We start from the raw sequence: 24,545 nt of genomic DNA, 5'->3' as shown, positions 1-24,545 counted from the left end.
CAGGACCCCGTGACGCCCATATCGGTCACCTCGCGGGAGCGGCGTCCAGGCTCAGTTGGTACCAGCGCTCGGCGGTGATCAGGTGCAGCACCGGACCGCGGCCGACCACCGTCACGCGAGCCGGAAGCGCAGCCCCGTCCGGTAGAACCAGCTGGTATTCGCCGACGACGCGCATCACCTCGCCATTCAGTTCGCCCACGACGAACCGGTCATGCTGCTGCCCGTATCCACCGAGGAGTCCGATCCGAGTGCCGGCAACTCGCGGACGCCCGGCGTCGAACCGCGTCTCGGTGGTTTGCCCGAAGTGTCGTCCGGCGGTGGGTCTGGCCGCAATAGTGTCGCGTGTCTGAATAAGTTTGACGGTGCCGAGTCGTCGTACCGGGCTGCCACGATGCAGACGTGGATGACGCTTTGAGGGTGCTGAGGCGAGAGTTCGAGTCCGTGGAGGGGAGCTTCCTGCTCCGACTGCGCTGTGAACTCGTCTGGGACCGGGCGGCGTTCAGCCGGTTGGAGCAGGCGATGCGGGTGGGCTGTGAGCAGTACGAGAGTCATGACGACCTGCCGCGCTGGGTGGCTGAGGGGTTCTACGAGGTCTCACACTTCGTGGCGGAGTGGACCGCGCACCCGAACTTCCCTCGGCCGCAGCCGGCGCAGTACTACCAGGATTGCCTGGAGCGGTTGCGGGATCTGACGGAGTGGTTCTTTCGCGGGTGGCATGCCTACCAGGAGCCGCACGTTTGGCGTGATCTCTAACGTCACGCGGAAGGGGTGCGCTGGGCCTTGACGAGAATCTGGTCGGTGGTCTTGGTCCAGCGGAACGGCTGGCAGCGCTCGTTGTAGCCGTCGATGAACGCGCGGATGGCAGCGATCAGGTCGTACAGAGGCCGGGTGCCGCTTATACAGCGGTACCCGGCCTCTGTGGATCTACTGCCTCTCCGAAGGAGAAGGTCAGCAGATGACGTTCACGTTGCGGTCTGCCGGTCCACCAGCAGTGGTGGCGATGGGGGCGTCGTCGAACACGTGGAGCACATCCCCCGTAGAGAGCCAGATGTGTCAATGGGTGCGGCCGCGAGGTGAAGCTAGCTCGCATCGATTTAGTGGGTCAAGGGGTCCTGTAAAAGGAATCCTGAAACTTCGATCGGCGATTAATTCAAGAACTCTTGAATAAGGCCTGTCCGTCACATATCGTGCACACTGTGGACGAACAGCAACCCAGGCGAGTGGCCCAGGTGGGGGTCTTGAAGTCCTTCTCCCACCCGCTGCGCCTGCGCCTGTACTACGCACTCGCCAAGCGCGGCTCGGCGACTGCTACGAGCCTGGCCAAGGATGTGGGAACCACTGCTCAGCTGGCCTTCTACCATCTCTCGCGGATGGCCGAGTTGGGTGTGCTCGAGGAGGACGACGCGGCCCCCGCCCGAGGCCGGGAGCGCTACTGGAAGCGATCAACCCAGGGCCTCTCCTTCACTGCCGACAGTCTCGGATCCGACACGGTGAGTGACATGGAGGTCCTGCACCGTGGCCAGGCTGGCATCCACTTCGAGCATCTGCAGGAGTTCTTCGCGAGCGGTCCGGACGCCGAGGACGAGTTCCGCGCCGCCGCGTTCGGCTCCGACATAGTCCTCAACCTGAGCCGCGCCGAGGTGGATCTCCTGCGCGAGCAACTCACCGAGGTGCTCCTGCGCTTTCGGGACAACAGCCGTCCGACCGACAGCGCTGCCCCTGCCGCTGAAGAGGCGACGCGCAGCATGTTCGTGTTCGTCCATGCCTTCCCAATGAGGTGACCTCATGACCGAGGCCACAAAGACTTCATCCGCCGTCGTCACGCCGAACCAACCGCGCTGGCGGCTGCTCTGCTGGCTGACCGCCGAGCCGGTCTCCCTCATCGGAGACCAGATCTTCTTCCTGGCGATCGCGTGGACCGCCGTACAGGAAGCAGGTCCAGCCGGCGCCGGTCTGGTCCTCGCCGCCGGCGCCGTGCCCCGCGCACTCTTCATGCTCCTGGGCGGGACGCTCGTCGACCGCCTCGGCCCTCGACGCGTCGCCCTCAGCAGCGACATCCTGCGTGCCCTGCTCATGCTCGCGGCCGCCGTGATCGCCGCCGCCGGTGCAACGATCCTCCTGCTCCTGGCTCTCGCACTGATTTTCGGCGTCATCGACGCACTTTTCTATCCCGCAACCAACGCCCTCGCCCCACTCGTCGTAGCCCATGACCAACTCGTCCGAGTCCAGAACCTGCGCGCACTCGGCACCCGCGCCGCCGTCCTGATCGGCGCTCCTCTCGGCGGCCTCCTCCTGGCGATCGGAGGCCCGTCCACCTCCTTCACCGTCAACGCGGCCACCTTCGCCGTGTCGGCCGCAGCCCTGACAGCCCTACGCATCCGCCCCGTTGTGGCTCAGCATCAAGACGGTGCCGGTGGCGTCGTCCGTCAGGCGATGCAAGGGCTCCGCTACGCCCTCGGCAAGCCCGTGATACGCAACCTGCTCCTACTGGTCGCGCTGCTTGAGTTCGCGGTAAACGGGGTCATCAACACCGCGTTTCCAGCCCTCGCCGCCGAACGACAGTGGGGAGCTCAAGGCCTCGGATGGCTGATGGCGGCCCTTGGCGCCGGCGCCGCAGCAGCTGCACTAGTCCTCGTGATCATCCGACGCCTACCTGCACCAGGGCTCGTCGTCGCCGGCGCCGCCTGCACCGGCGCCATCGTCATGAGCCTCTTCCCCGCCGCAGTCGACCTACCGGCCACCCTTACGCTCTCGGTTGCCCTCGGCGCGGTCGGCGGTGCCGTCGCCGGGATCGTCCTACCGATCATCCAAGCCGACACACCCCCCGACATTCTCGGCCGCACCATGAGCCTGTTCGCCCTCGCCACCGTTGGCGTGTCCCCACTGTCCATCGCAGCCGCCGCACTCATCACCGACCAGGCAGGGTTACGAACCGCGTTCCTCGCCGCCGCCGCCCTCGCACTCGCCGGCGCTGCCGCCTGCATTACCAGCGGACCCGTGCGCAACATAACCCTGAAGGCGACGGCACGAGCGACCTGACCAACAAGGTCATGTCGCACAGTCAACCAGGCCTCGCCGCCGTCCACCCGGCCCGTCTGACCGGGTTGCGCAGGCTGGAGTGCCGATGTCGGTGGCCGCTCTGTACCCGTCCTTGCATCTCAACCTGGGTGAGTGTTACCGGAAGCTCGGCGACCTCGGCCGTGCCCGCGAGTGCCTCCAGCGTGCGCAAGCGGGGATCGGCGCGCTTGGCGATGACGCGTACGCGCAGCTGATCAAGGGCGGTCTGGATCGGCTGGCGCAGGAGTTGACCTCCACGTAGGGGCACGCTGCCGAAGAGGGCTTCTGGTAGCCGGTCGTATCGCTGGGCGGCGAGGTGGCCCCGAGCGGCCAAGGAGCCCGAACATCTCAGACGGGTGGCCGCGCCGAGCGGGTGTGGTCAGTTTGGTGGAGAAGGCGGGTGGTCGGTCTTTGCACCCGACTGCGGGACACGGCCTGATCCCGCTGAGCAGCACCAGATCCGCCGCCTGACGCCGTTCGCCGAATGCAAGCCTCCGCAGCTCGCTAATCTCCTGGTGGATGCTTGTTCCGTCAGCTGGAAAGCGAAAGATTCTAATGGCAGAGGAAATCATCCGCGCGGCTGTTCACCCGGCGATCGGTGTGGCGCGGGTAGGCAACAGCGACAGTGAGTATTTCATCGGCCCGGAGATGCCGGATCCTCCGCCTCGTGAACCGGGCTTCTACCGGGACCGGTCCGGGGCGATCAAACGTCAGGCCGCCCGGTTCCGGGTGTACGGGTACAACGCCAAAGGCCAAGTGGTCAAGGAGATCCTTCCCCAGGAGGGCACGTCCCTGCGCTGGAGCGTCGAGCTGGCCAACAAGAAGGCCGCCTGGTACCAGTTCCGGCTGGCGATGGACATCCCCGAAGCCGAGCAGGCCAAGAACGCCGAGCTGCGCAACGCCGACGTGCCGCGCGCCGAGCGTGACCGGCTGGAGATCAAGCCCGGTCCCCGCGAGGTCAGTGGTGTCAATGTCAGCACCGGTGCTGTCTTCGACACGGGAAAGTTCATGGGCATCCCCGTCTATCTCGGCGAGCTGCACACCGATGAGGAAGGGCGGCTGCTGGTCCTCGGCGGCAAGGGTGCCGCCGCTCCGTACGACAAGAAGTACGAGACGCTGAAGTCGTATGCCAACAACGATGGTTGGCACGACGACGTCTCCGACGGACCCGTGACCGCGAAAGTGACCATCGACGGCCGCGAGATACCGGTGGATCCGGCATGGGTCATCGTCGGACCGCCCGACTACGCGCCCGGCGTCAAGAGCGTGCGCACGTTGTACGACCTGCTGTTCGACATGCACGTCGCCAGCGGTGTGCTGCCCTTTCCCGAGGTGTCGTTCCACGAGCACATCGCGCCCGTATTGCGCCGGATGACCGAGCTTCAATGGGTCAACCACGGGTTCGCCACCCGGTTCGGCTGGGGCGGGGCCGACTACTTTCTCGACGACTCCGTCATGGCCAAGCTCGCCCGTCCCGATCAGCAGTACGCGGAGCTGCGCACCCAGATCTACACGGCGCTGCGCCACATCGACCGGGACGGGATCTCCCCGGTGCCGTGGCCATGGATCTACGGCGACGCCATGTCGGTGCCGCCCCGCTCGGTGCGCCACCACGTGACGTTGTCACCCGCCCAGTACCGCATGTTCCGCTACTGGGCGGCGGGCAGGTTCGTGCCGGGCGACCCGCCCGCCTCCGGCAGGCAGTTCCGTGACGTGGCACTGGATCTGCAACCGGAGACGCTCGACCGCGCGGCGCTCGACTTCTGCCTGGCCGACGCGTTCCACCCGGGTTGCGAGGTGACCTGGCCCATCCGGCATCCGTCGATGTACCAGGGCCGCTTCCGCATCCGGCACCGGCCCAGCGGCTGGCAGGAGCCGTTCTACGGGCCCTGGCTGACCCCGCAGACCGCGATGGCGGTGGACGGCCCGCTGTACGCCCAGGCTCCCGGCGACCTCATCCGCTGGATGGCCGTGCCGTGGCAGACCGACACCTCTGAGTGCCGTTCCGGCTACGCCAGTCAGGAGGAGATGGGCTTCACCGCCGGGTTCGACCCGTACCTGCCGACGTGGTGGCCCGCGACCGTGCCCAACCATGTGCTCACCGAAGCCGACTACCGCACGGTCATGGACACGCACCAGGACATCGAGGTGCGGCGCAAGGCATTCGAGCAGCGGGCGGTGTGGTTCCGGGCGCTGCACGGCGACGATGAGCAGCAGCACAAGCAGATGGTGGAGGTCTGGTCCAAGCTCGGCATCGTGGAGACCCGCGACGGCCCTGACGACGGCACCTTTCCCGCTGTCATGCGGGTGGAGTCCACGCCACTGCTCGACCTCGACCAGGTGCCGTACACCCGAAACCTGATCGCCCTGCACGTGCCCGAGACGGCCGACGGTGCAGGGGTCTCCGATGACGAGGTCGGATACGTCATCGAGCAGAGCCCGTTCGACTCCGACGAGGTGCTGGTGGGCCGCTTCGACAAGGTCAGCCCGTACCGGGACCAGCGGTGAGCGAAGGCGGCCCGCCGCCCGATTCCTGGTACGACGTCGTGGTGGCCGGCGGCGGTCCCGCCGGTACCGCCGCCACCGCGGCCCTGGTCTGCGCCGGCCGATCGGTTCTGCTCGCCGACGCCGGCCACCGCACGCCGCGGGCCGGGCAGGCCCTGCCCGGGGCGGCCCGCCGCATGCTGAACGAGCTTGGCCTGCCCACTCCGGACGCGGCCGGCGGCCACCAACGGTGCCTGGCCAACCTTTCGGCCTGGGACTCGGAAACCCTTGCCCGTGTCGACACGATTCTCGACCCGTATGGGCACGGCTGGCACCTGGACCGGCCGCTCTACGACCGCCAACTACGCGCGGCCACCGTGGCCGCCGGAGCCCGGGCCCTCGACGACACACGGGTCGCCGAGGCCGTGCGCGAGCCGGGCGGTGCGTGGACTCTGCGGCTGCGCACCGCAACGGGGGCCCGTCGGGTCAGGTGCGCGTGGCTGGTCGAGGCGACCGGCCGGGCCGGGGCCATCGCCCGTCGCCACGGCGGCCACTACCAGACCACCGACCGGCTCATCGGCGTCGAAGTCCGAGTTCCCGCAGCCGATCCGGTCCCGGCCGCCTCGCTGGTCGAGGCGGCGCCCGACGGGTGGTGGTACGCCGCGCCCGCTCCGAACGGGCACCGGGTGCTCACCTACTTCACCGATGCCGATCTGGCGCCGGCGGACCTGCACCGGCCGGTCCGGTACCGGGCGCTGCTGGCCAGGCTCCACCATGTGACGGCTCCTGTTCAGGATGTCGGAGAATGGTCCCCACCGCGGCGGGTCGCCGCCCACAGCAGCCATCTCACCCTCCCGTACGGCGACGGGTGGATCGCCGCTGGTGACGCCGCCATCGCCCTCGACCCTCTCTCCAGCCAGGGCATCCTCACCGCCCTCTACGCCGGGCTCGTCGCCGGCCGAGCCATCGACCGGCACCTCCGCGGCGAGCGTGACGCCCTACCGGAGTACGCCGCGAACCTTGCCAGGATCCGGGCGGCGTACCGCCGCCACCACCGCGACGCGTACAAGAGGGAACAGCGGTGGACCTCGCGCCCCTTCTGGCGCCGGCGCCGGTAGTCATCTCCGCGGCCACGGTCTTCGGGCAGCACGCCGGTGCCGCATCCGCCTACCGGCAGCTCCTCCAGGCGGCCCCGCGACCCACTCAGCTTCGAGATCATGGAGGATCAATGGTGATCAAGCGCGAAACCGACACTGCCGACGCCGTGCCCAGCGCCATGTTCCCCTGGATCATCGACTGCGGCAGCTGGGGTGCCCGCCGGCCGAAGCCCCCTGGGGTGGTGCTGCTCGAAGGCACCACCCGGAAGATCATCCTTCACCACACCGGGGAGCCGGCGCACAACACCACCGACTTCTCCCGCGAGCGGGCGGTGAGGTTGGCAAAGGACATCCAACGATTTCACCAGGACGAGAGGGGCTGGTCCGACTCCGGGCAGCACTTCACGGTCAGCCGGGGTGGTCATGTGCTGGAAGGACGGGCGTGCAGCCTCGAGACGCTGGAGACCGGCCTGGCCCAGGTCAGATCGGCGCACTGTCCCGGCCGTAACCACGACTCGATCGGCATCGAGAACGAGGGTTTCTACATCGAGGAGACCCCGACGCAGAAGCTGTGGGACTCGCTGGTGCGGCTCTGCGTCACGATCTGCCGGCAATACCAGCTCAGAGCGCACCACATCTTCGGCCACTGGGACTTCCGCAACACGCAATGTCCCGGCATCGGCTTCTACCGCCAGTTCCCGCAGCTGCGCCGCGAGGTGGCGGCCCAGCTCGGCACACAGATCGGGGAGGTCCCGGAGCGCACCTGGCCCGACATCTACGAGGTCGCCGAGGGTACGCCCGTCGGGGGCCCGGTGGTCACCGTCGCCCAGTACCTCCTGCGCAACGCCGGTTACCCCGTCCCGCTGACGGATGGCGGGCAGTGGTCCCCCGAGATGACGTCAGCCATCAAGGACTGGCAGCACAGGCACGGTCTTGCGGTCTCGCCGGACGGGACCATGACCGCCGGAACCTGGGAGACCCTCGCTCCTGAGCTGGACCAGCACGCCACTGGCGATGTGGTCAGGGCGCTGCAAGGCATCCTCATCGCCAAGGGATACCTGGGGGTCGGCGTCGACGGCCAGTTCGACGATGCCACCGAGAGTGCCGTCAAGGACCTGCAGAAGCTGCACGGCCTGCCCGCCAACGGCGAAGTGGACACCAGGACGTGGTGCGTCGTCACTGGCGGCGTGATCCGCGAAGCCTTCAGGGACGCCCTTCATTCGTAGCGCCCATGCGACAGGAACCAGGTTGCCTGGTCTCCGCACCTGCGGCAGCCTTCGCGACGTGATCGAGACGCGTGTGCTCACCGAGGGCGATTGGAAGACCTGGCGGGATCTGCGGCTCGCCGCGCTGGCGGAGGCGCCGTATGCCTTCGGTTCCCAACTGGCGGATTGGCAGGGTGACGGCGACCGGGAGGAACGCTGGCGCGGTCGGCTGGCCATTCCCGGCTCATACAACGTCGTGGCGACGCTCGACGGGCATCCCGTCGGCATGGCCAGCGGGGTGCCGACCGATCAGGATCGCGTTGTCGAGCTGATCTCGATGTACGTGGCGCCGGTGGGACGTGGCCAGAGTGTGGGCGACCTCCTCGTGCGGGCGGTCGAGCAGTGGGCTCGGCTGGTTGGCGCGAGGACTCTGCGCCTGGCCGTGGCGGAGGGCAACAGGAACGCCTGGGCGCTCTACCGGCGCAACGGCTTCCGTGACACGGGTGAGCTCGGCGACCTCATGCCCGACGGTCTGCGTAGGGAGCACATCATGGCCAAGGGGCTCACCGCTTAGCGGACCGGTCCGACGGGTCGGTGCCGTCGCGCCGGCGGCGTCAGGGGATGAGCCGGTCGAGCAGCTCGAACCGCTCGTACGGCTGGTCGTAGTCGCCGAAGTGCCCGTCGTCGCGCACGATCTGGGTGCCGCCGAGCCGCTCGAACATGGCGCGCCCCTGCCGGTCGTCGCAGCCGTACGGATCCTCCCGGGAGTTGATGAAGTAGATGTCGCGTACGTGCGACCGGATCGCGGCCCAGTCGTAGCCCTGCTGGAGGACCGGTTCCTCCTCGGTGTTGGGCCGGGTGCAGTATCCGGCGACCAGGATCGCCTGGGCGACGGTCACGTCCACGTGTTCCAGGAGCGCGAGCAGGAGGGCCGCGCCGCCGGAGTGGCCCACGAGGACCGTGTCCTCGTCGAAGCTGTGCCCGTTGAGCACCTTCGGCAGGAACGTGGCGATCGGCTCGACGTTGATGCCCGGGTGGTGCGGCACCTCGACGGCGTATCCCCGGGCCGCGAGCCGCCCTGCCAGCCAGGGATACCAGCACGCGTCCGGGTTGCCGCCGGTCCCGTGGAAGATGATCGCGCTGCGCCCCACCGTGCCCCCTTCGGATCGACGTCCTGATCACATCACCTCTACCGCTGCGCTTCGAAGTGCTCCTTCATCGCGGGGTAGTAGTCGTCGAAGTCCGGCGCCGGCTGGCCGTCATGGGAGGCGGTCAACGCGTCCAGGTAGTACTCCCAACCGGGTCCGACCTCGCCGACGCCCTCCGTGCCGGTCAGGTGCTGCGTGAACCGGAGCTCGGTCACGCCCGCGCTTTCGACCAGCACCAGGTCCAGATGCCAGCTGCCGTGCTCGTCCACCGCGGAAACCGCCAGCCGGTGCGGCGGTTCGCACGCGTCGATGGTCATGTCCATCCAGGGCTCGCCCTCCTCGTACGCCATCTGGACCTTGATCGTGCGTCCGGGCGCGGCGTCGCCCTGCCACGGGCCGAACCAGCGTGCGGTGCGCGCCGGATCGGTGAGGCTGGCCCAGACGTCGGCCACGGGAGCGCGGAACGTGCGGGTCAGCACGAGGTCGTCGCCGATCAGTCGGCCGGTGGGTGTGGGGCTCATGCGGTCTCCTTCTCCGATGGGTGCCGCTTGGCGGCCGTCTGCCGCTCGCGGCGGGTGCGGTAGACCTCGGTCTCCAGCGCGTCGAGGCGGTGCTGCCAGCCGGACGGGCGCATCAGCCGTCCCAGCCACCCGGTCAGCTCGTCGAGCGGCGCGGTGACCAGCGTGTAGACACGCCTGCGTCCGTCGGCCGTGTCGCGCACCAGGCCGGCCTCGCGTAACACGCGCAGGTGACGGCTGACGGCCGGCCGGCTGATCACGAACCGGTCGGCGATCTGGCCGGCCGAGAGCGGTTCGTCGCGCAGCATCAGCAGGATCTCCCGCCGAACCGGGTCGGCGATCGCGGCAGCCACCTCGTCCACGCCGAAAGGGTAACCAGGTTGTTACGCTTTTGGCAACGTCGCGCCCGTGGGGGATCGGTTCACGCGTTGTCGAGCACGAACGCCCGCATGAGTTCGGCGCACTCCGCCGCGTGCGTCTCCAACAGGAGGTGGCCACCGTCGTAGATGTGCGCGTCCAGGCGCTCGAGAACGCGGTGGTAGGCGAGGACCTCGTCGACGTCGAAGTACGCGTCGTGCCGTCCCCACAGCACGAGCACCGGCGGCTGGTGAGCGCGGTGGTACTCGGCGAGCTCATCGAAGCGGGCGACGTGGTTGGCGTAGTCGGTGAACAGCGCGAACTGCGCGTCGACGTTGCCGGGCCGGCTCATGCGCTCCCAGTCGAGGTGCCACGACTCGGGGGCGTGCAGGGCGCGCAGCCGTTCGGGCAGCCCGGCCAGGTACTGGTCGCGGGTACCGGCGAAGTTCAACCAGTCCGGCAGGTCGGCGCGCTTGGCGTCGGTCGGGTCGGCCCAGTAGGCCCGGGCGCTGTCCCACTGCTCGCCGAGGCCGTCCTGGTGCGCGTTGCCGCTCTGCACGATCAGGCCGCGGATGCGGGTCGGGGCGCGGGTGGCCAGGTGGTATCCCACCGGCGCGCCGAAGTCGTGCAGATAGACGAAGAGGCGCTCGATCCCGAGCTGGTCGAGAAGGTTCTCGATCGTCCAGGAGAGGTTCTCGAACGTGTAGTCGTAGTCGTCGACGGTTGGCGACGAGGACATCCCGAAGCCGGGCAGATCCGGCGCGATCACGTGCGCGACGTCGGCGAGTGTGGGCATGACCTCGCGGAACGTGTGCGACGAGGAGGGGAATCCGTGCAGCAGCAGTACCGCCGGCTGGCCGGGGCGCCCGGCCTCGCGGAAGAACACTTCCAGTCCGTCGACGTCGGCCCGTCGATGGCGGACCTTCTGGACGGCCCGCATCGCCTCCTCCTCCCGGCTGCCCCGGCGAGGGGCAGCATGCCGACATCGGCTCTGAGCCTGGCGAGTGTGGTGCCGGTGGTCACCGTCGCGTCCGGCTACGGCCGCGAGGATCAGATGTACGCCCAACAGCAGCCGGACACCGACACCGCCCAGCCCATCGTGCCGGACCCGAACCGACGTTGCCCGGCCAACTCGACATCCGTCTCCGGTTCCGCCGCGATCCGCGCGGCCCGCGATCTCTAGCCGGGAGGCGCCGCGATGCCGAGGGCCCCGGTGAGCTCGACGATTCCGTCCCCGAACGGACCCGGGCGCTCCTCAAGTGCGCTCGCGAGTCGATCGGGGCCGGCGACGAGGCCCGCCTTCTCGGCCCATCGCAGCAGTCCGGCGGCGGCCTGGCTGTTGAGCGGCTCGAACCTGTCGTCGTCGTCGACGAGAGCCCGGACGACCTCCTCGTTGAGGTAGAACTCGACGGCCTCGCCGGCGGGGTCGGCCGCCGTGGCGAAGGCGCAGTCGCTGTCGAAGACCGACAGCGCGATGGCCGGTGCCGTCGTCTCCAGCGCGAGGTCGTTGGCCAGGTCGTCGACGCACGCCAGTTCGTCGAGCCGCGTGTCGCCGGTGCGGGCGATGATGACAAGACCGGAGTAGCCCACGATCATCCCTGCCGTTCGGTGAGGCGCTGGCTGGCGAGTGCCAGGGCGTCGGCGGCCAGCGAGTCGGGGCTGTGGTCGTGCCAGCCCGCGGTCTCGGCCGTGACCGCGTCCACGTCGCCGCGCTGAGCGTGCGCGTAGGCGCGGATGACGCCGCCACTCCAACTTCCGTCCGGCCAGCGGCCGGCCTTCCACCGCCCGGAGGCGAGCTGCTCGGCGCGGGCCCGGGCGGATCGGTCGCGGTCTGCCTCGATGGCGGCGAGCATCGCGTCGAAGTCGCCCAGCCAGCTCTTCATGCGGGGCAGGTTCTCCGCCAGCCAGGTCCGCACGATGGTGGCGGCGCGTTCCGCGTCGGCTTCCGTGGCCAGCGAGAACGTGTGGTCGGGCAGCTCCGCGGTGTCGTCGGTCGCCACCAGTCGGTGGTGCCAGACGCTGTGGTGCGGCATGGTGTCACGGCGCGGATCGTTCTCTCCGAAGTAGTACCGCAGGTGCGGGGCGAGCAGCACTCCGACGTTGATGAAGAATTCGACCTCTCCCCTCAGCGCGGTGGTGCGCTGGATGTCGAGGGCGATGCCGTTGCCATCCGGGTCGAAGTACCGGAAGACCGGCCCGCGGCGGATGAAGCCGGCGGCTGCCAGGTCGGCTTCGATGAGTTCGACGAACCGTCGTAGCAAGGCGTTCACGAGGCGGCACGGTACAGCGCGTCCCCGACAGGCCGCAGATCGTCGACCGACCTCCTGCACGCCGAGACCGGGACGAAGATCGACCTCGGCGCGATGCCCCCGGAGAGTGTTGCTCGATGCCGAGCAGCGTGGGCGCGGCTCACCGGACGTCGGACGTGCGTCGTCCACGGCAACCCAACAACCCTGGCAACGTCCGCATGACCGCGAGCAGGTCGCGCTGATCGACTGGGACGAGTCGTACGTCGACGTCCCCGACCTCGTGCTGCCCGGCAACGCCGCCGGCCTCGACGACGGCGCGCTCGACATCACCGGGCAGGCGTCGGCCGCCTGGGAAGCCGCCGTCGCTGGGACGACGAGTACGCGGTCAGGCGGCTCGCCGAGGTTCGAGCGGTCTGAGAACGCGTTCGAGGAGTGGGGTCATTGGCGGCCGAGTGCGCACAGTTCCACAGGGCGTGGACCGAAGAGGGATCGCCGAACGGCATGCGCCGGCAGCCCGACGAGCCGGGCTGTCCCACAGGCAGAGGCTGCGGCCACGGCGCAGCGATAGCCTGCCGTCATGGTGAGCGCCGAACTGGATGAGTTGATCGTCGTGGACGCCGAGTCGCTGCGGGCGTGGTTGTCGGCCAACCACGCCACGTCGCCCGGTGTCTGGCTCGCCCTGACCAGGAAGGGCGGCACGGTCACGACGCTGACCTGGCAGCAGGCGGTCGACGAGGCCCTGTGTTTCGGCTGGATCGATGGGCAGGCTCGTAAGCGGGATCAGGAGACCTCCTGGATCCGGTTCACCCCGCGCCGGCCTCGCAGTTCCTGGTCGCAACGCAACGTCGCCCACGTGGCGCGGCTGGAGGAGCAGGGGCGGATGCTGCCCTCCGGCCGGGCCGCGGTGGAAGCCGCGAAGGCGGACGGGCGGTGGGCGGCCGCCTACGCCCCGCCGTCGGAAGCCGAGGTGCCGGACGACCTCCTCGCCGCCATCGCTGCCGACCCCGCCGCCCAGGCCATGTTCGACGTACTCACCAAGACCAACCGGTTCGCTCTCATCCACCGTGTCAACGGGGTCAAACGGGCGCAGACCCGCGAGCGGAAGATCGGCGAGTTCGTCGCCATGCTGGCCCGTCACGAGACGATCTACCCGCAGAAGGCCAAGCCTCCGCCCACGCCGTGATCGGCATTTCATGATCATGGACACTGATCTGGCCACGAACGGTGCTGGGACGGGCTGGCGCCACGTGTCGGTCAGCTGGCGAGCTGGTCGCGGCGGCGGGTGAGGTAGGCCCGCTCCGCGACGCCGGACACCGCGACGAACCGCAGGATGAGCGCCAGCATCCACCATCTACGCACGTGTGACCCCCTGACCGGCTTGCACCAGCCCCATGTCGCGAAGGTGCCTGCTGTTGGATCGCTCCAACGCGACTGATGCGGAGTTCTCCAGCCGACCAGCCCTCGCTGTCACGGATACGAAGGGTGGGGATTCCGAGCAGGCCATGGGGTCACAGGCGCGACGCTGACGAACCACACAAGGCAGAAACTGCTCATGGTTACCGGTGGAGGCGGGGGTCACCCATTCCTGTCGGGCTATGCGACGGCCGGCCATCTGTTCGCCGAGCGGCTGCGCGCCCGCGCAGGCGAGGTTGCGATCGGCCGCAGGGTGGCTCGTCTGGCGCCGGGAGGGAGCTGGCAGGTGGGTCGAGGCGGCCCGGACGCCGTTCGAGTCCGACGCCAAGGCGGTGGTGGCCACGATGCGGGCCCGTGGCGACAGGGGCGACTACGAGGTCTCCGAATGGTCCTGATCGCGGGCCCCGCCGGGCCGTCCGCACCGCCTGCCGGGGCCAGGGTGCGGCCCTGGCCCCGGCAGGCGGTTAGGCGGAACTTTCGGGCGGGCTCATCTTGCCGGCCAGTTTGCGCAGGTCGTCGAGGAACACAGCCGGGAGTAGCGGCTTGCCGTCCTTGCCGATCGGCGACGGAGCCAGCGGCACCAGCAGGTCGACCAGCGGCGAATGCAACCAGAGCGCCATCACATACAGGGCGGACACGCGGAGCAGGCGCAGTTCGAAGCTCGCCGCCGCTACCTGGGGCAGCCGGTTGGCGATCTTCAGCGCCTTGTCGGTGGCGGCGACGAACGGCCCCTCGGTGAACTGCGCCACCTCGTGTGTGCCGTCCGGCTTCTCGGCGGTCTCGGCGCTGGCGATGAGCTGGCCGCCGTCGACGACCAGGAACCGCCAGCCGACCGGCTGCGCCTGGTCGAGGCCGCCGCCGGCGGTGACGACGTCCAGTCCGAGGGTGAAGACCTGGTGCGGGGTGTTCAGATCGAGGTTCTCCTTGCGGGCCTGGCGTAGGGCCTTGGTGGAGAATCGACCGCTGTCGGCGAGGGCGTTCAGCTTCGCGCGGACCTTGTCGGGTACGCCCTGCGGGTCGGGCATGTGCACCGGCATTCCGTAGCTCCTCAGGCCTGCGTCTTGTAGGTGTGGGTCCAGCTACCACTGCCCTGGTACCGGTTCCGGAAGGCCTCGTACGTCACGTCCGAGTCCCCGTACCACGGGTCCCCGACGCTCACGTACTCCACGCCGTCGGCGACGTAGCGTCCCCGTACCACGAGGATGTGCCCCCCGCCGCCGGCCCAGGCCGTGTTTATCGCGAACGGCCGGGACTTGGCCAACTCGGCTCCGACCTGGGCCGGGGTCAGCACGCCGACCAAGCGCTCACGAAGGTGCCCGACCCGCTGCATCGGCCCCTCCGGCCAGGAACCCTGGTTGCACGGCCAGTTCGCGCCGGCGTCGCCACAGCAGTTGTTCACCCCGCGCTCCGCGTTGACCAGCGAGCACTGGGTCCAGTTCGTGTTCGCGTTGTAGAACGCGGCGATGCTGACCGCGCTCGCCGCCCAGCACCACTGGGTCTGCACCTGGGGCTGCATGGCGAAGTTCAGCCGCTGGTCGACCATGTTGATGAAGAACTTCTCGTGCGACCCGCCGTTGGCGTTGTACTGACAGTTCACCGTGCCGCCACCGTTGCCGTTGTTGGCGGTGAACCCGGAAGCTTCCATACGCAGGTACACGTTCGGGAAGGCTGCCGACTCGAACGACATCGACCCGTCCGCCTGCGCCTTGGCCTTGAACCGCTCGTAGGCGCTGGGCGGGCTGCCGGCCGGGGTGAACTGGCAGTTCACCGTTCCGCCACCGTTGACGGTCTGCGAGGTGACACCGGTGCCGTCCATCCGCACGTACACGTTCGGAAAGAACACCGACTCGAACGAGTACGTGCCGTCAGTTTGCCTGCGGACCCTGAACCGCTCGAAGTCGCCGACCGGGGTGTACTGGCAGTTGACGTACCCACCGCCGGTGGAGGTGGCGGCGGTCACGCCACCACCGGCCAGTCGCAGGAACACGTTGGGAAATGCCGTCGACCGGATCGTCACCGGGGTGTCGTCGAGCGAGGCGAGGTCGGGCACGGACAAGGGCATGTAGCCTTTCTCCTTTCGATTGTGGTGTTCCCGGGCAGGGCGCATCCGCGTTCGGAGAGCACGGCAAAGGGCAACTCGTTCTTACTGTGGCGGCGGCCCGAATTGGCGCACGGGAGGCGAACAGATCCATTCGGATCTGCGCGCGGAAATGAGGCAACTTGCGGAGTGGAAGTGAGCCGATCGGTCCGATCCAGTATTCGTCACGCTCGGCATTCACGCAAGGTGCGCAACCAACTACCTCTCGTGATCGCGCGGGGTGCGGCCCGTGATGACCCGATTGAAGATAATGCTTGTTTCCGTCCTGGTGAGGCCCGGTGTCGCGTAATTTAGGTCAGTATTCGCCCTTGTTGGCGTGGGTTTCAAGGACCTCGACATTGACCCAACGGGTCTTGTCAAAATCTCGCTGGCGGGGTTGATCCAGGTGAGCCGGGCCGGGACGAGGTCCGGATCCGGGCGAAGCCTTCCTGCTGCGTCCCGCGCCGCCGTACCCAGCAGCCGCTGCATCGCCTGCGGATCGTCGTGACCCGCCCGTTCCGCGAGGGGCCAGCAGGTCTTGCGTTCTATGCCCGACAGCTGCCCTTCCACGAACTGCGCCGCCGCCGCGCGCGGCCCGGCCCGCACGAACCGGTCAGCAACACGTGTCACGGCCTCGTCCAGGATGACCCGCCACCCGGCGGGGTCTACGCTGCGGCACACGGCCGCCGCACGATCTTCGGTTGTCCTCAGGAGCCATCGATGATCAACGCGGTGGCCGTCTTCATGCCCGCGCCACGCCCAACGCCGGAGCCAAGTGACGTTGGAGTACCAAGCAGACCAGTGCTGGTGGAGCACTGGTGCGCCGCGACCGTGAACGAACGCCAGCTCCTGCTCGTCGAACTGCGGGTGTCGCGCGCTGGGCCGGTGAACGACGGCAAGGAGGAGTACGCCCTACCCGCCGTATCGCCGTCCCACAATGCCTCGATCGCCAAGACCGGCTCGATGAGCCGTGCCGCCGGCACGGGCGGTGGAAGGGAAGTCGTCGCCGTCCGGGGGGTCGGAACGCCATGCCCGACCGTACGGTCGGTAGTCGCGGGTGATGCTTCCAGTTAGCGCCATCGACGGAGCCTGGAATTCCGCTTGAAGGGGCCACGTGCAGACAGGCACTGTCCCGTGTCGGCTGACGAGGGGATGGGGCCGACCAAATCCCCTGACACCTTCCGAGTTTCCACGCGCCAATGGCACTCGTTCGTCTTGGCCGTGAGCCTGCCAGCAGTATCAATGGCCGTGGGTGGCCCCGGCCGGGGGGAAAGCTCCCACCATCGTCAGGGTGCCCAGGCGGGTGCTTCGGAGCCGGGTGCCGGGACGAACAAATGCGACCCGTATCAGACATAGCGCGCGAAATGCAGTCCCTTGCGAGGCATGAGGCGCGCGGCTAATCTCGCCCCATCGAAGACCGCGCATTGACACGAACTGCCGATTCACGCTCCGTTGCCTGCACGAGTTCGTAATCGCTCCACGGGGGAGTTGGGCTCATGTCTGCTGACGGCAAGCGTCGAATTCGTCCAGTGCCGCCGATCGCGCCTTCCTTGTGAATCGTCGCACCCACCACAGGTGACTGTCCTTCATTCGAGGCGGTCCGATCCGCAGGCGATGTCACGCGCCCCAGGGCGCGGATTCGGGTTGCAGTCCGGCCGTGCAACTCCGTAACGGGGGTCTTCAGTTGCAGCTCGTTCCCGAGGGCTCCGCCCTGATGTCAGGACGGTTGTCCAGCGGTCCGTCCCGGCAGGTGCATGACGAAATCCTCCGACCGCAGTTCGACTTCGACATGACTCACCTGCTTCCTCACTATCTCGCTGTGGAAGTGGTTCTCCTGCTCGAGTACGAGCGGATGGGAGTCATCACCGGCGATCAACGACGAGACATCGCGGACAGACTTTGCAGGATCGACGAGTCCACGCTCAGCGCGGACCCCGCCACCAACATGTCCGACACGTCGATGGCCATCGAGCAGTGGGTGCATGGTCAGTTGGTCGAGCCGGTCCCGGCCTGGCACGTCGACCGCAGTCGTAACGACTCTCAGGCGACCGCACACGCTCTCGCGGCACGCGAGTGGTTGGGTGGGGCGGCGGAGGACCTGCTGGGCCTCGGCGAGGCTGTCCATCGACTCGCCAACGGCACGACCGACCTGCTGATGCCGGGATACACCCACCTCCAGGCGGCCCAGGTGATCACTCCCGGCTTCTACCTGGCCGCCCTCTCCCAGCAGATTCTGCACAACCTGCGCCGTTGGCTCGCCACCTATGACGGCAACGACCTCTCACCGCTCGGCGCGGGCTCGATGGCCGGCCAACAGTTGCCCTGGGACCGTCACCGCATGGCGCACCTGCTCGGCTTCGCGGGACCGGTTCCGCACGCCCTGACCGCCGTGGCGTCCCGGTCGCTGGCCTTGGAGATGATGGCGGAATTCTCCATTCTGGGTGCCGAACTGAGCCGCTTCGTCACCGATCTCATGACCTGGGGCAGCAACGAGTACGCCTTCATCGACCTGCCTGACGAGCTTTCCGGCATCTCGGCGGCGATGCCGCAGAAGAAGAACTTCCCGATCCTGGAGCGGATCCGCGGAAAGCTGGCGCATCTCGGCGCCTTCGGTGTGGACATCGTCCTCGCCCAACGCTCGACGCCCTATTCCAACATGGTGGAGGTGTCCAAGGAGGCGACCGCGAACCTCCATGTCTCCGTCGCCACCACGCGGACGGCCCTGCGGCTCTTCTCGACCGTCGTCGACAACCTGCGTTTCCGGTCCGACCGGATGCGGGAAGCCTGCCGGCGGGAGTATCTGGGCGCGTTCGCACTGGCGAACGACCTGACCCTCAACGACGGGATCCCCTGGCGCGACTCCCAGATCGTCGTCGGGCAGTACATCGCCGCCGCCATTTCCGCCGACATCCCGCCCCATCCCGGAGACCCCGGGCTGTTGGTCGAGGTCGCCGGCCGGCACGGATACCAGGTCTCCGACGCCGCACGCGTGCTCGCCGACGCCTTCGACATCGAGAAGGCGATTCGTGGAAAGCGGTCGACGGGCTCGGTCAATCCGCAGGCGTTGGCCGACCTGCTCGCCAGCCAGGCGGACGAGTTCCGGCTCCTCCGGCAGCGGTGGGACGACCGTCGTGCGCGGCGAGGTTCCGCTCGGGCGCTGCTCGGGCGTCGATGAGCGTCGAATCGGGGGAAGAATGACGATCTTGAGCGGAGCAGCCCGGGTGGGCGCGAGCGACGTCGGCACCCACGGACGATCGGGGGCCAGCGCGTGATCTTCCAGAGTGTCGTCGACGCCATCGGGCACACGCCGTTGATCAGGCTGAGGATGGATGTCGACCCGCGCGTCGAGGTGTACGCCAAACTCGAACTCCAGAACCTCTTCGCGATGAAGGACCGGGTCGCCCGCTACGTGATCCTCGAGGCCAGACGGCTGGGCGTGCTCCGACCGGGCGCGCCGATCGTCGAGAGTTCCTCCGGCACGATGGCGCTGGGAGTCGCCCTCGTCGGCACCGCCCTGGGCCATCCGGTGCACGTCGTCACCGACCCCCGGATCGACCCCGTGACGCTCGCCAAGCTGCGCGCCCTGGGCTGCCAGGTGCACGTCGTCGACCGGATGTCCAGCCAGGGCTGGCAGGGTGCCCGCCTCGAACGGCTGCACGAGCTCCTCGAAGCCCTGCCGGGTGCGTTCTTTCCCGAGCAGTACCGCAATCCGGACAACCCGGGTGCGTACCGGTCCCTGGCCGGGGAGCTGCTGGGGGACCTCACCTCCTTCGACGTCCTGGTCGGGGCGGTCGGCACCGGTGGATCGCTGTGCGGCTCGGCCCGGGCGCTGCGACGCACGCTGCCCGAGCTGCGGGTGGTGGGGGTGGACTGCGTGGGCAGCGTGCTGTTCGGTCAGCCGGACGTGCCCACCAGGCTGCAGGGCGGGCTCGGCAACAGCCTCGAGCCCGCCAACCTGGACCGTCGCCAGATCGACGAGGTGCACTGGCTCAACGACCGGGAGGCGTTCGGCGCCACCCGTGACCTGGCCCGCGAGCAGCAGATCTTCGGCGGCAACACGTCGGGCTCGGTCTACCAGGTGTTGAAGGACGTGGCTCGCCGGGCGGAGCCGGGAACCCGGATCGTCGGCATCTTCCCCGATCGCGGCGACCGGTACGCGCAGACCGTCTACGACGACGGATGGGCCGCCGACCGCCTGCACGAGATGGACGCGGCGGACCGGCCGCGTCCGATCAGCCCCGGCGAGGTCGCCATGAGCTGGTCGCGGACGGACGACGTCCCGCGCACGGACGGCGAGCGGTACCTGTTGTTCCTGGAGGCGAACACGAGCGGGACCGGCGTGCTCGCCCTGAGCGTCGCACGACGGATGGGGCTGCGTCCGGTGCTGCTCACCGACCGTCCCGACCGTTACCCGGGGCTCGCCGACACCGACTGCGAGGTCCTCGTCTGCGAGACGCACGACCTGCCGGCCCTGCGCTCGCTCATCCAGGGCAGGTTCCGTCGTGAACAGCTCGCCGGGGTGACGACGACGAGCGACTTCTACACCGTGCTCGCCGCCGAACTGGCCGACTGGCTGGGACTGCCGGGCAACCCGCCGGCGGCCGTGGCCGCCTGTCGGAACAAGGCCCTGCTGCGGGAGGCGCTGCGGGACAGCGGGATCCGGCAACCCCGCTTCGTCGCGGTGACGGACCCGGCGCGGGCCGCTGCCGCGGTGCGCGAGGTCGGACTGCCGTGCGTGGTGAAGCCCGCGGACGACTCCGGATCCAACGCCGTGCTGCTCTGCGCCACCGTCGAGGAGGCGACCGCGCACGTGGCGGCGGTCCTGGCGATGCGCGTCAACGTCCGGGGCATGCCGACCGCCCGCTGCGCACTGGTCGAGGAGTACGTGCGGGGTGCCGAGTTCAGCGTCGAGGTGTTCGGCGAGAGCACTGGGAACCGCTGTCTCGGGATCACCGAGAAGCGGGTGACCGGCGGGCCGTACTTCGCGGAGCTCGGTCACGTCTTTCCCGCGGACCTGCCGGCGGATCAGGCGACCGAGATGGTGGATGCCGTCCTGCGGGCGCTCGCCACGGTCGGGATGTCACACGGGGCGACCCACACCGAGGTGCGCCTCACGCCGTCCGGCCCGGCCATCATCGAGATCAATCCCCGCCCGGCTGGCGGGATGATCCCCGAGCTCTACCGCCTCGCCACCGGCTCCGACCTGCTCGCCGCGCAGCTGGCCGCGGCCGTCGGGGGACCGACCCGGCTCTCCTCGACCACCCACGGGTACGCCGCGATCGAGTTCCTGGTGGCTTCCCGACCCGGGACGCTCCGGGGCACCGTGGGCGGGGCGGAGATCGAGCGCCTCGACGGCGTCGAACAGGTGACCGTGACGGCGTCCCCCGGCACCTCCGTGCGACCACCGCGAAACGGCTACGACCGCCTGGGGTACGTCATCGCCACGGGCTCCAGCAGAGCGGAGGTCGTCCGCCGGATCCGTACCGCCGTGGACCAGGTCCAGCTGCTGGTCGACGAGGACAGCCCGGACGCCGTCAGCGACGAAGCGTCCCTGGCCCCGGCCCACTGAGGGACGACCATGACGCACACCTCGCTCATCGCGGCCCTGTCGGCCTGGGCGGACACCCGAGCGGACGACCCCGCGCTGACCTTCGTCGACAGCGCCGGGGCGACGACCAGCACCACGTACGGGCAGCTCGACGAGGGCGCTCGTACCGTGGCCGGCCACCTGCGGTCGATCGCCGAACCGGGTGACCGGGCGCTGCTGCTCTTCCCACCCGGCCTCGACTACGTCACGGCCTTCCTCGGCTGCCTCTACGCCAACGTGGTCGCGGTGCCGCTCTACCCGCCGGGCCCCAACGCGCGCCTCGACCGCGTCACCACCGTCGTGCGCGACTGCGGAGCCACCCACGCGCTGACCACCGCGAAGCTGGTCGAAGCGCTGTCGGGGCTGGCGGCCGAGCCGGGCGGACCGGCGGTGCACCCGATCGAGGCGGTGCGGGCGCACGCCGCTCCGGTGGGCCCCCACCGGCCGGCGCCGGACGACCTCGCCTTCCTCCAGTACACCTCCGGATCGACGGGCGATCCCAAGGGGGTCATGGTCGGCCACGGCAACCTCACCGACAACCACCGGGCCATCGCGGCCGGCTTCGGGATCAACGCCGACGACGTGGTGCTCAGCTGGCTGCCGATGTACCACGACATGGGTCTCATCGGCACCACGTTGCTGCCGCTGTTCATGGGCGTACCGGCGGTCCTGCTCGACACGTTCGCGTTCGTCCGGAATCCGCTGCGGTGGCCGGCGGAGGTGTCCCGGTTCAGGGCGACCCTCTCCGGTGGACCCAACTTCGCCTATCAGCTCCTGGCGGACCGCTTCGACGCCGGGCTGCTCGACGGGATCGACCTCAGCTCGTGGCGGGTCGCCTTCAACGGCGCGGAGCCGGTGGACAGGCGGACGATGGACGCGTTCTCCGCCGCGTACGCGCCGCTCGGTTTCGACCGCCGCGCGTTCTATCCGTGCTACGGACTGGCGGAGGCGACGCTCTTCGTCAGCGGCCCCGAGGCGTCGGCCGGCTACCGCGCCGGCACCTTCGACCGGCACGCCCTCGAGACGGGCCGGCTGACCGGGGCGACCGGAGCAGCGGGGACGGACGCGGTCACGCTGGTCTCCTGCGGCACCCCGCCACCGGGTACGACGGTCGCCGTGCGCCGTGCGGACGGCGCACCCTGCGCGGCGGGCGAGGTCGGCGAGATCTGCGTGAGTTCCGGCGGGGTGGCCGCCGGGTACTGGGGCAGGTCCGACTCCGCCGCGACGTTCGCCGCCACCGTCGGCGGCCAGCAGGGGACGTTCCTGCGCACCGGGGACCTCGGCGCGATGTACGACGGCGAGCTCTACGTCGCGGGGCGCCAGAAGGATCTGATCATCCGCGCGGGTCGCAACTACCACCCGCACGACATCGAGGCCGTCGCCACCGCGGGCGACGAGCACCTGCGCCAGGGCGGCGCCGCGGCGTTCCAGCCGGAGACCGGCGACCAGCGGGTGGCACTGGTGGTCGAGGCCTCCCGCAGCGGGCTGGCGCGGCTGCTCGCGGACCCCGCGCTGCTCGCGTCGCTGACCGGCGGGCTGCGGCGTCGGGTGGCCACCGAGTGCGGGTTGGACCTCGACGACGTGGTCGTCGTCATGCCCGGCGCGATACCGAAGACCTCCAGCGGGAAGGTCCGCCGGCGTGCCACCAGGGAGCAGTTCGTCGGCGGGCGGCTCAAGCGCGTCGTGCCGGCGGTCCCGTCCGTGGCGCCCGAGCGGGCCGCCGCCGACACCCACCCCGGCGACCGGTCCACTGCGGTGGAACAGCTCGTCCGGCGGTACGCGAACCTCGAAGGGGCCGAGTGGGACCCGTCGCTGCCGCTGGCGGCGCTGGGACTCGGTTCGCTGCGACTGATCGAACTCAAGGCGGCGGTCGAGCGGTTGGTGGACGGCACCCTGGACACCGAGCTGTTCTTCGGCGACCGGTCGGTGGCCGAGCTGGTCGCCGCCGCCGCGAGCCCCGGCCCGGCCGCCGTGCCGCTGCCGGCGGAGACCGGCGCGGTGAGCCCCGCCTCGGCCGGCCAGGTCGAGCTGCACTTCTACGACGAGGTGTCCCGCGGCAACCGGGCGAACAGCCTGGCGATCGCCCTGCGCGTCTCCGGCCGCGTCGAGGAGGACCTGCTGCGGGCCGCGATCGACGAGTCCGTCGCTCGGCACCCCGCGCTGCGCACGACGCTCGGACCGCTCGGATCCGGCGTCCAGACCGTGCACGAGCAGGGCACGGTCGACTGGGAGTGCCGGGCCTTCCCGGACGGCCCCGACGAGGCGGTACGCGCCTACCTGCACGAGCGGGCCTACCGCCCCTTCGACCTGGTGAAGGGCCCGTTGGTGCGGGCCGGGGTGGCGTACCCGCCGGACGGCACGGTGCTTCTCGTGGCGTGTCATCACGCGGTCGTCGACCACTGGTCGCTTCAGCTCCTGCTCGCCGAGATCCTGCCCCGGATCACGGGCGGCGACGCCCCGCCGGTCACGGCGGGACCGGGCGCGGCGGACGCCACCGACTGGGCCCGGCTACAGCAGCAGGCGCGACTCGATCCCGACCGGCGCGACCGGGTCACGGCCCTGGCGGAGAGGTGGCGGCCACTGCGTGACCTCGTACTCTTTCCGCAACGACCTGCTGGCGGCGGGTCGGCACGACGACGGCCGGACCCGGACCGGCACCGGGCCGGCTGGATCGACTTCGAGGCCGACCCGGACGTCGTACGGACCCTCCACCGGCACGCGGCGCGGCGCGGCTTCACCCCGTTCGTCTCCCTGCTGGCCGCCTACGTTCAAGCCCTGCACGAGGTGACCGGCCAGCCCAGGATCGTGATCGGCGCGCCGCACCACGGGCGCACCGACCAGCGCTTCGCCGGCACCGTCGGCTACCTGGTCAACATGGTGCCCGTCCTCGGTGACCTGACCGACCGGCCCGATCCGTCGGCACTCGAGGAACGCCTGTGGCGGGAACTGCGGGCGGCGCTGTCGACGGCGGACGTGCCCTTCAGCGACCTGGTCCGGGCACTCGCCGCGGATCGGCACGGCCAGAATCCGCTCTTCCAGGCGACGTTGACGCTCCAGCAGCCGGTGGACGGCGGCGACGTCGGACTGTCCGTGCCCTGGAGCCGCCGGCGGCGACGGATCGGGTCCCACGACGTCGAGACGGTCGACGTGCCGCCCGTGGACGTCGCCTTCGCGACGAGCCTCTACGGCGCCCTCGACGCGGGCGGACTCGCGTTCCGCCTCGTCCACCAACGCACCCTCGTGTCCGCGGAGACGGCTGCCGAGGTGTGCCGGCGGTTCTCCGAGAACCTCGCCCGGCTGGTCCGACGGCCGTCCGCACCACTCGCTCACGACCCGGTTCGACTCAGCTAAGG

23 protein-coding genes are annotated in these 24,545 nt (G+C 69.5%); 14 read left to right on the top strand and 9 right to left on the bottom strand.

Annotated features, from left to right (window positions below; genetic code table 11):
* Positions 1-25: 25 nt before the first annotated feature.
* A complete protein-coding gene (locus F6X68_RS33330) occupies positions 26-199 on the bottom strand; it encodes a hypothetical protein (RefSeq protein WP_192581207.1) in 174 nt (57 codons plus the stop codon).
* A 218-nt stretch (positions 200-417) separates the two neighbouring features.
* On the opposite strand from F6X68_RS33330, the gene F6X68_RS00300 reads away from it, so the two are divergent.
* The 8 genes from F6X68_RS00300 (at position 418) to F6X68_RS00265 (ending at position 8,417) form a co-directional block, all read left to right on the top strand.
* Positions 418-753 (top strand): hypothetical protein, encoded by a 336-nt coding sequence (locus F6X68_RS00300; protein WP_225851849.1) that lies wholly within the window; start codon positions 418-420, stop codon positions 751-753.
* A 443-nt stretch (positions 754-1,196) separates the two neighbouring features.
* On the top strand, positions 1,197-1,781 hold the full coding sequence (locus F6X68_RS00295) for a winged helix-turn-helix domain-containing protein (protein WP_151452308.1): 585 nt from the start codon (positions 1,197-1,199) through the stop codon (positions 1,779-1,781).
* A gap of 4 nt (positions 1,782-1,785) precedes the next feature.
* Entirely contained in the window at positions 1,786-3,039 is a 1,254-nt protein-coding gene (locus F6X68_RS00290; protein ID WP_151452307.1) for an MFS transporter, read from the top strand.
* A gap of 85 nt (positions 3,040-3,124) precedes the next feature.
* Positions 3,125-3,319: a tetratricopeptide repeat protein gene (locus F6X68_RS00285; protein WP_225851847.1), complete on the top strand. Its 195-nt coding sequence runs from the start codon at positions 3,125-3,127 to the stop codon at positions 3,317-3,319.
* A 257-nt stretch (positions 3,320-3,576) separates the two neighbouring features.
* Complete coding sequence (locus tag F6X68_RS00280) at positions 3,577-5,565, top strand: LodA/GoxA family CTQ-dependent oxidase (RefSeq protein ID WP_225851846.1); 1,989 nt, start codon at positions 3,577-3,579, stop codon at positions 5,563-5,565.
* Positions 5,562-6,659, top strand: coding sequence for an FAD-dependent monooxygenase (locus tag F6X68_RS00275; protein ID WP_151452306.1), 1,098 nt, complete (start codon positions 5,562-5,564; stop codon positions 6,657-6,659). Before F6X68_RS00280 ends, F6X68_RS00275 begins: the two co-directional genes overlap by 4 nt.
* A 110-nt stretch (positions 6,660-6,769) precedes the next feature.
* Complete coding sequence (locus F6X68_RS00270) at positions 6,770-7,864, top strand: N-acetylmuramoyl-L-alanine amidase (protein WP_151452305.1); 1,095 nt, start codon at positions 6,770-6,772, stop codon at positions 7,862-7,864.
* Between the two features lie 58 nt (positions 7,865-7,922).
* Positions 7,923-8,417 carry a GNAT family N-acetyltransferase gene (locus F6X68_RS00265; RefSeq protein ID WP_151452304.1) on the top strand — a complete coding sequence of 165 codons (495 nt, stop codon included), beginning with the start codon at positions 7,923-7,925 and terminating at the stop codon, positions 8,415-8,417.
* 40 nt (positions 8,418-8,457) lie between these two features.
* On the opposite strand, the gene F6X68_RS00260 is transcribed toward F6X68_RS00265, so the two are convergent.
* The 4 genes from F6X68_RS00260 to F6X68_RS00245 are packed head-to-tail and all read right to left on the bottom strand — an operon-like array spanning position 8,458 to position 10,806.
* Entirely contained in the window at positions 8,458-8,994 is a 537-nt protein-coding gene (locus F6X68_RS00260) for an alpha/beta hydrolase (protein WP_151452303.1), read from the bottom strand.
* 38 nt (positions 8,995-9,032) lie between these two features.
* Positions 9,033-9,512 carry an SRPBCC family protein gene (locus F6X68_RS00255; RefSeq protein WP_151452302.1) on the bottom strand — a complete coding sequence of 160 codons (480 nt, stop codon included), beginning with the start codon at positions 9,510-9,512 and terminating at the stop codon, positions 9,033-9,035.
* Complete coding sequence (locus F6X68_RS00250) at positions 9,509-9,871, bottom strand: metalloregulator ArsR/SmtB family transcription factor (RefSeq protein WP_151452301.1); 363 nt, start codon at positions 9,869-9,871, stop codon at positions 9,509-9,511. Before F6X68_RS00250 ends, F6X68_RS00255 begins: the two co-directional genes overlap by 4 nt.
* Before the next feature lie 59 nt (positions 9,872-9,930).
* Positions 9,931-10,806 (bottom strand): alpha/beta fold hydrolase, encoded by an 876-nt coding sequence (locus tag F6X68_RS00245; RefSeq protein ID WP_151452300.1) that lies wholly within the window; start codon positions 10,804-10,806, stop codon positions 9,931-9,933.
* A gap of 66 nt (positions 10,807-10,872) precedes the next feature.
* Here F6X68_RS00245 and F6X68_RS33325 point away from each other — a divergent pair, with 66 nt between their 5' ends.
* Positions 10,873-11,049 (top strand): hypothetical protein, encoded by a 177-nt coding sequence (locus tag F6X68_RS33325; RefSeq protein ID WP_192581206.1) that lies wholly within the window; start codon positions 10,873-10,875, stop codon positions 11,047-11,049.
* Here the strand turns inward: F6X68_RS33325 and F6X68_RS00240 are convergent.
* On the bottom strand, positions 11,046-11,456 hold the full coding sequence (locus F6X68_RS00240) for a hypothetical protein (protein ID WP_151452299.1): 411 nt from the start codon (positions 11,454-11,456) through the stop codon (positions 11,046-11,048). The genes F6X68_RS33325 and F6X68_RS00240 overlap by 4 nt on opposite strands.
* A gap of 2 nt (positions 11,457-11,458) precedes the next feature.
* Positions 11,459-12,136 (bottom strand): hypothetical protein, encoded by a 678-nt coding sequence (locus tag F6X68_RS00235; RefSeq protein ID WP_151452298.1) that lies wholly within the window; start codon positions 12,134-12,136, stop codon positions 11,459-11,461.
* Positions 12,137-12,692: 556 nt separating this feature from the next.
* On the opposite strand from F6X68_RS00235, the gene F6X68_RS00225 reads away from it, so the two are divergent.
* Positions 12,693-13,298, top strand: coding sequence for a YdeI family protein (locus F6X68_RS00225; protein WP_151452297.1), 606 nt, complete (start codon positions 12,693-12,695; stop codon positions 13,296-13,298).
* Between the two features lie 694 nt (positions 13,299-13,992).
* On the opposite strand, the gene F6X68_RS00220 is transcribed toward F6X68_RS00225, so the two are convergent.
* Together F6X68_RS00220 and F6X68_RS33320 are read right to left on the bottom strand one after the other, a co-directional pair.
* Positions 13,993-14,565, bottom strand: coding sequence for a hypothetical protein (locus F6X68_RS00220; protein WP_151452296.1), 573 nt, complete (start codon positions 14,563-14,565; stop codon positions 13,993-13,995).
* Positions 14,566-14,576: 11 nt separating this feature from the next.
* Entirely contained in the window at positions 14,577-15,590 is a 1,014-nt protein-coding gene (locus F6X68_RS33320; RefSeq protein WP_192581205.1) for a papain-like cysteine protease family protein, read from the bottom strand.
* Positions 15,591-16,406: 816 nt separating this feature from the next.
* On the opposite strand from F6X68_RS33320, the gene F6X68_RS00205 reads away from it, so the two are divergent.
* From F6X68_RS00205 to F6X68_RS00190, 4 genes are all read left to right on the top strand, one after another.
* Positions 16,407-16,679 carry a hypothetical protein gene (locus F6X68_RS00205; RefSeq protein ID WP_151452295.1) on the top strand — a complete coding sequence of 91 codons (273 nt, stop codon included), beginning with the start codon at positions 16,407-16,409 and terminating at the stop codon, positions 16,677-16,679.
* Between the two features lie 676 nt (positions 16,680-17,355).
* The gene (locus F6X68_RS00200) at positions 17,356-18,780 is read left to right on the top strand and encodes an argininosuccinate lyase (RefSeq protein WP_225851845.1); all 1,425 of its coding nucleotides are present in this window, start codon (positions 17,356-17,358) and stop codon (positions 18,778-18,780) included.
* 93 nt (positions 18,781-18,873) lie between these two features.
* Positions 18,874-21,174 (top strand): pyridoxal-phosphate dependent enzyme, encoded by a 2,301-nt coding sequence (locus F6X68_RS00195; protein ID WP_151452294.1) that lies wholly within the window; start codon positions 18,874-18,876, stop codon positions 21,172-21,174.
* Positions 21,175-21,183: 9 nt separating this feature from the next.
* Complete coding sequence (locus tag F6X68_RS00190; protein WP_151452293.1) at positions 21,184-24,543, top strand: fatty acyl-AMP ligase; 3,360 nt, start codon at positions 21,184-21,186, stop codon at positions 24,541-24,543.
* Positions 24,544-24,545 lie beyond the last annotated feature (2 nt).

This window comes from Micromonospora sp. AMSO12t, from assembly GCF_008806585.1.
GTDB lineage: Bacteria > Actinomycetota > Actinomycetes > Mycobacteriales > Micromonosporaceae > Micromonospora > Micromonospora reichwaldensis.
The sequence above is the reverse complement of the archived record's forward strand: the minus strand, read 5'-3'. Positions and strand labels throughout refer to the sequence as shown.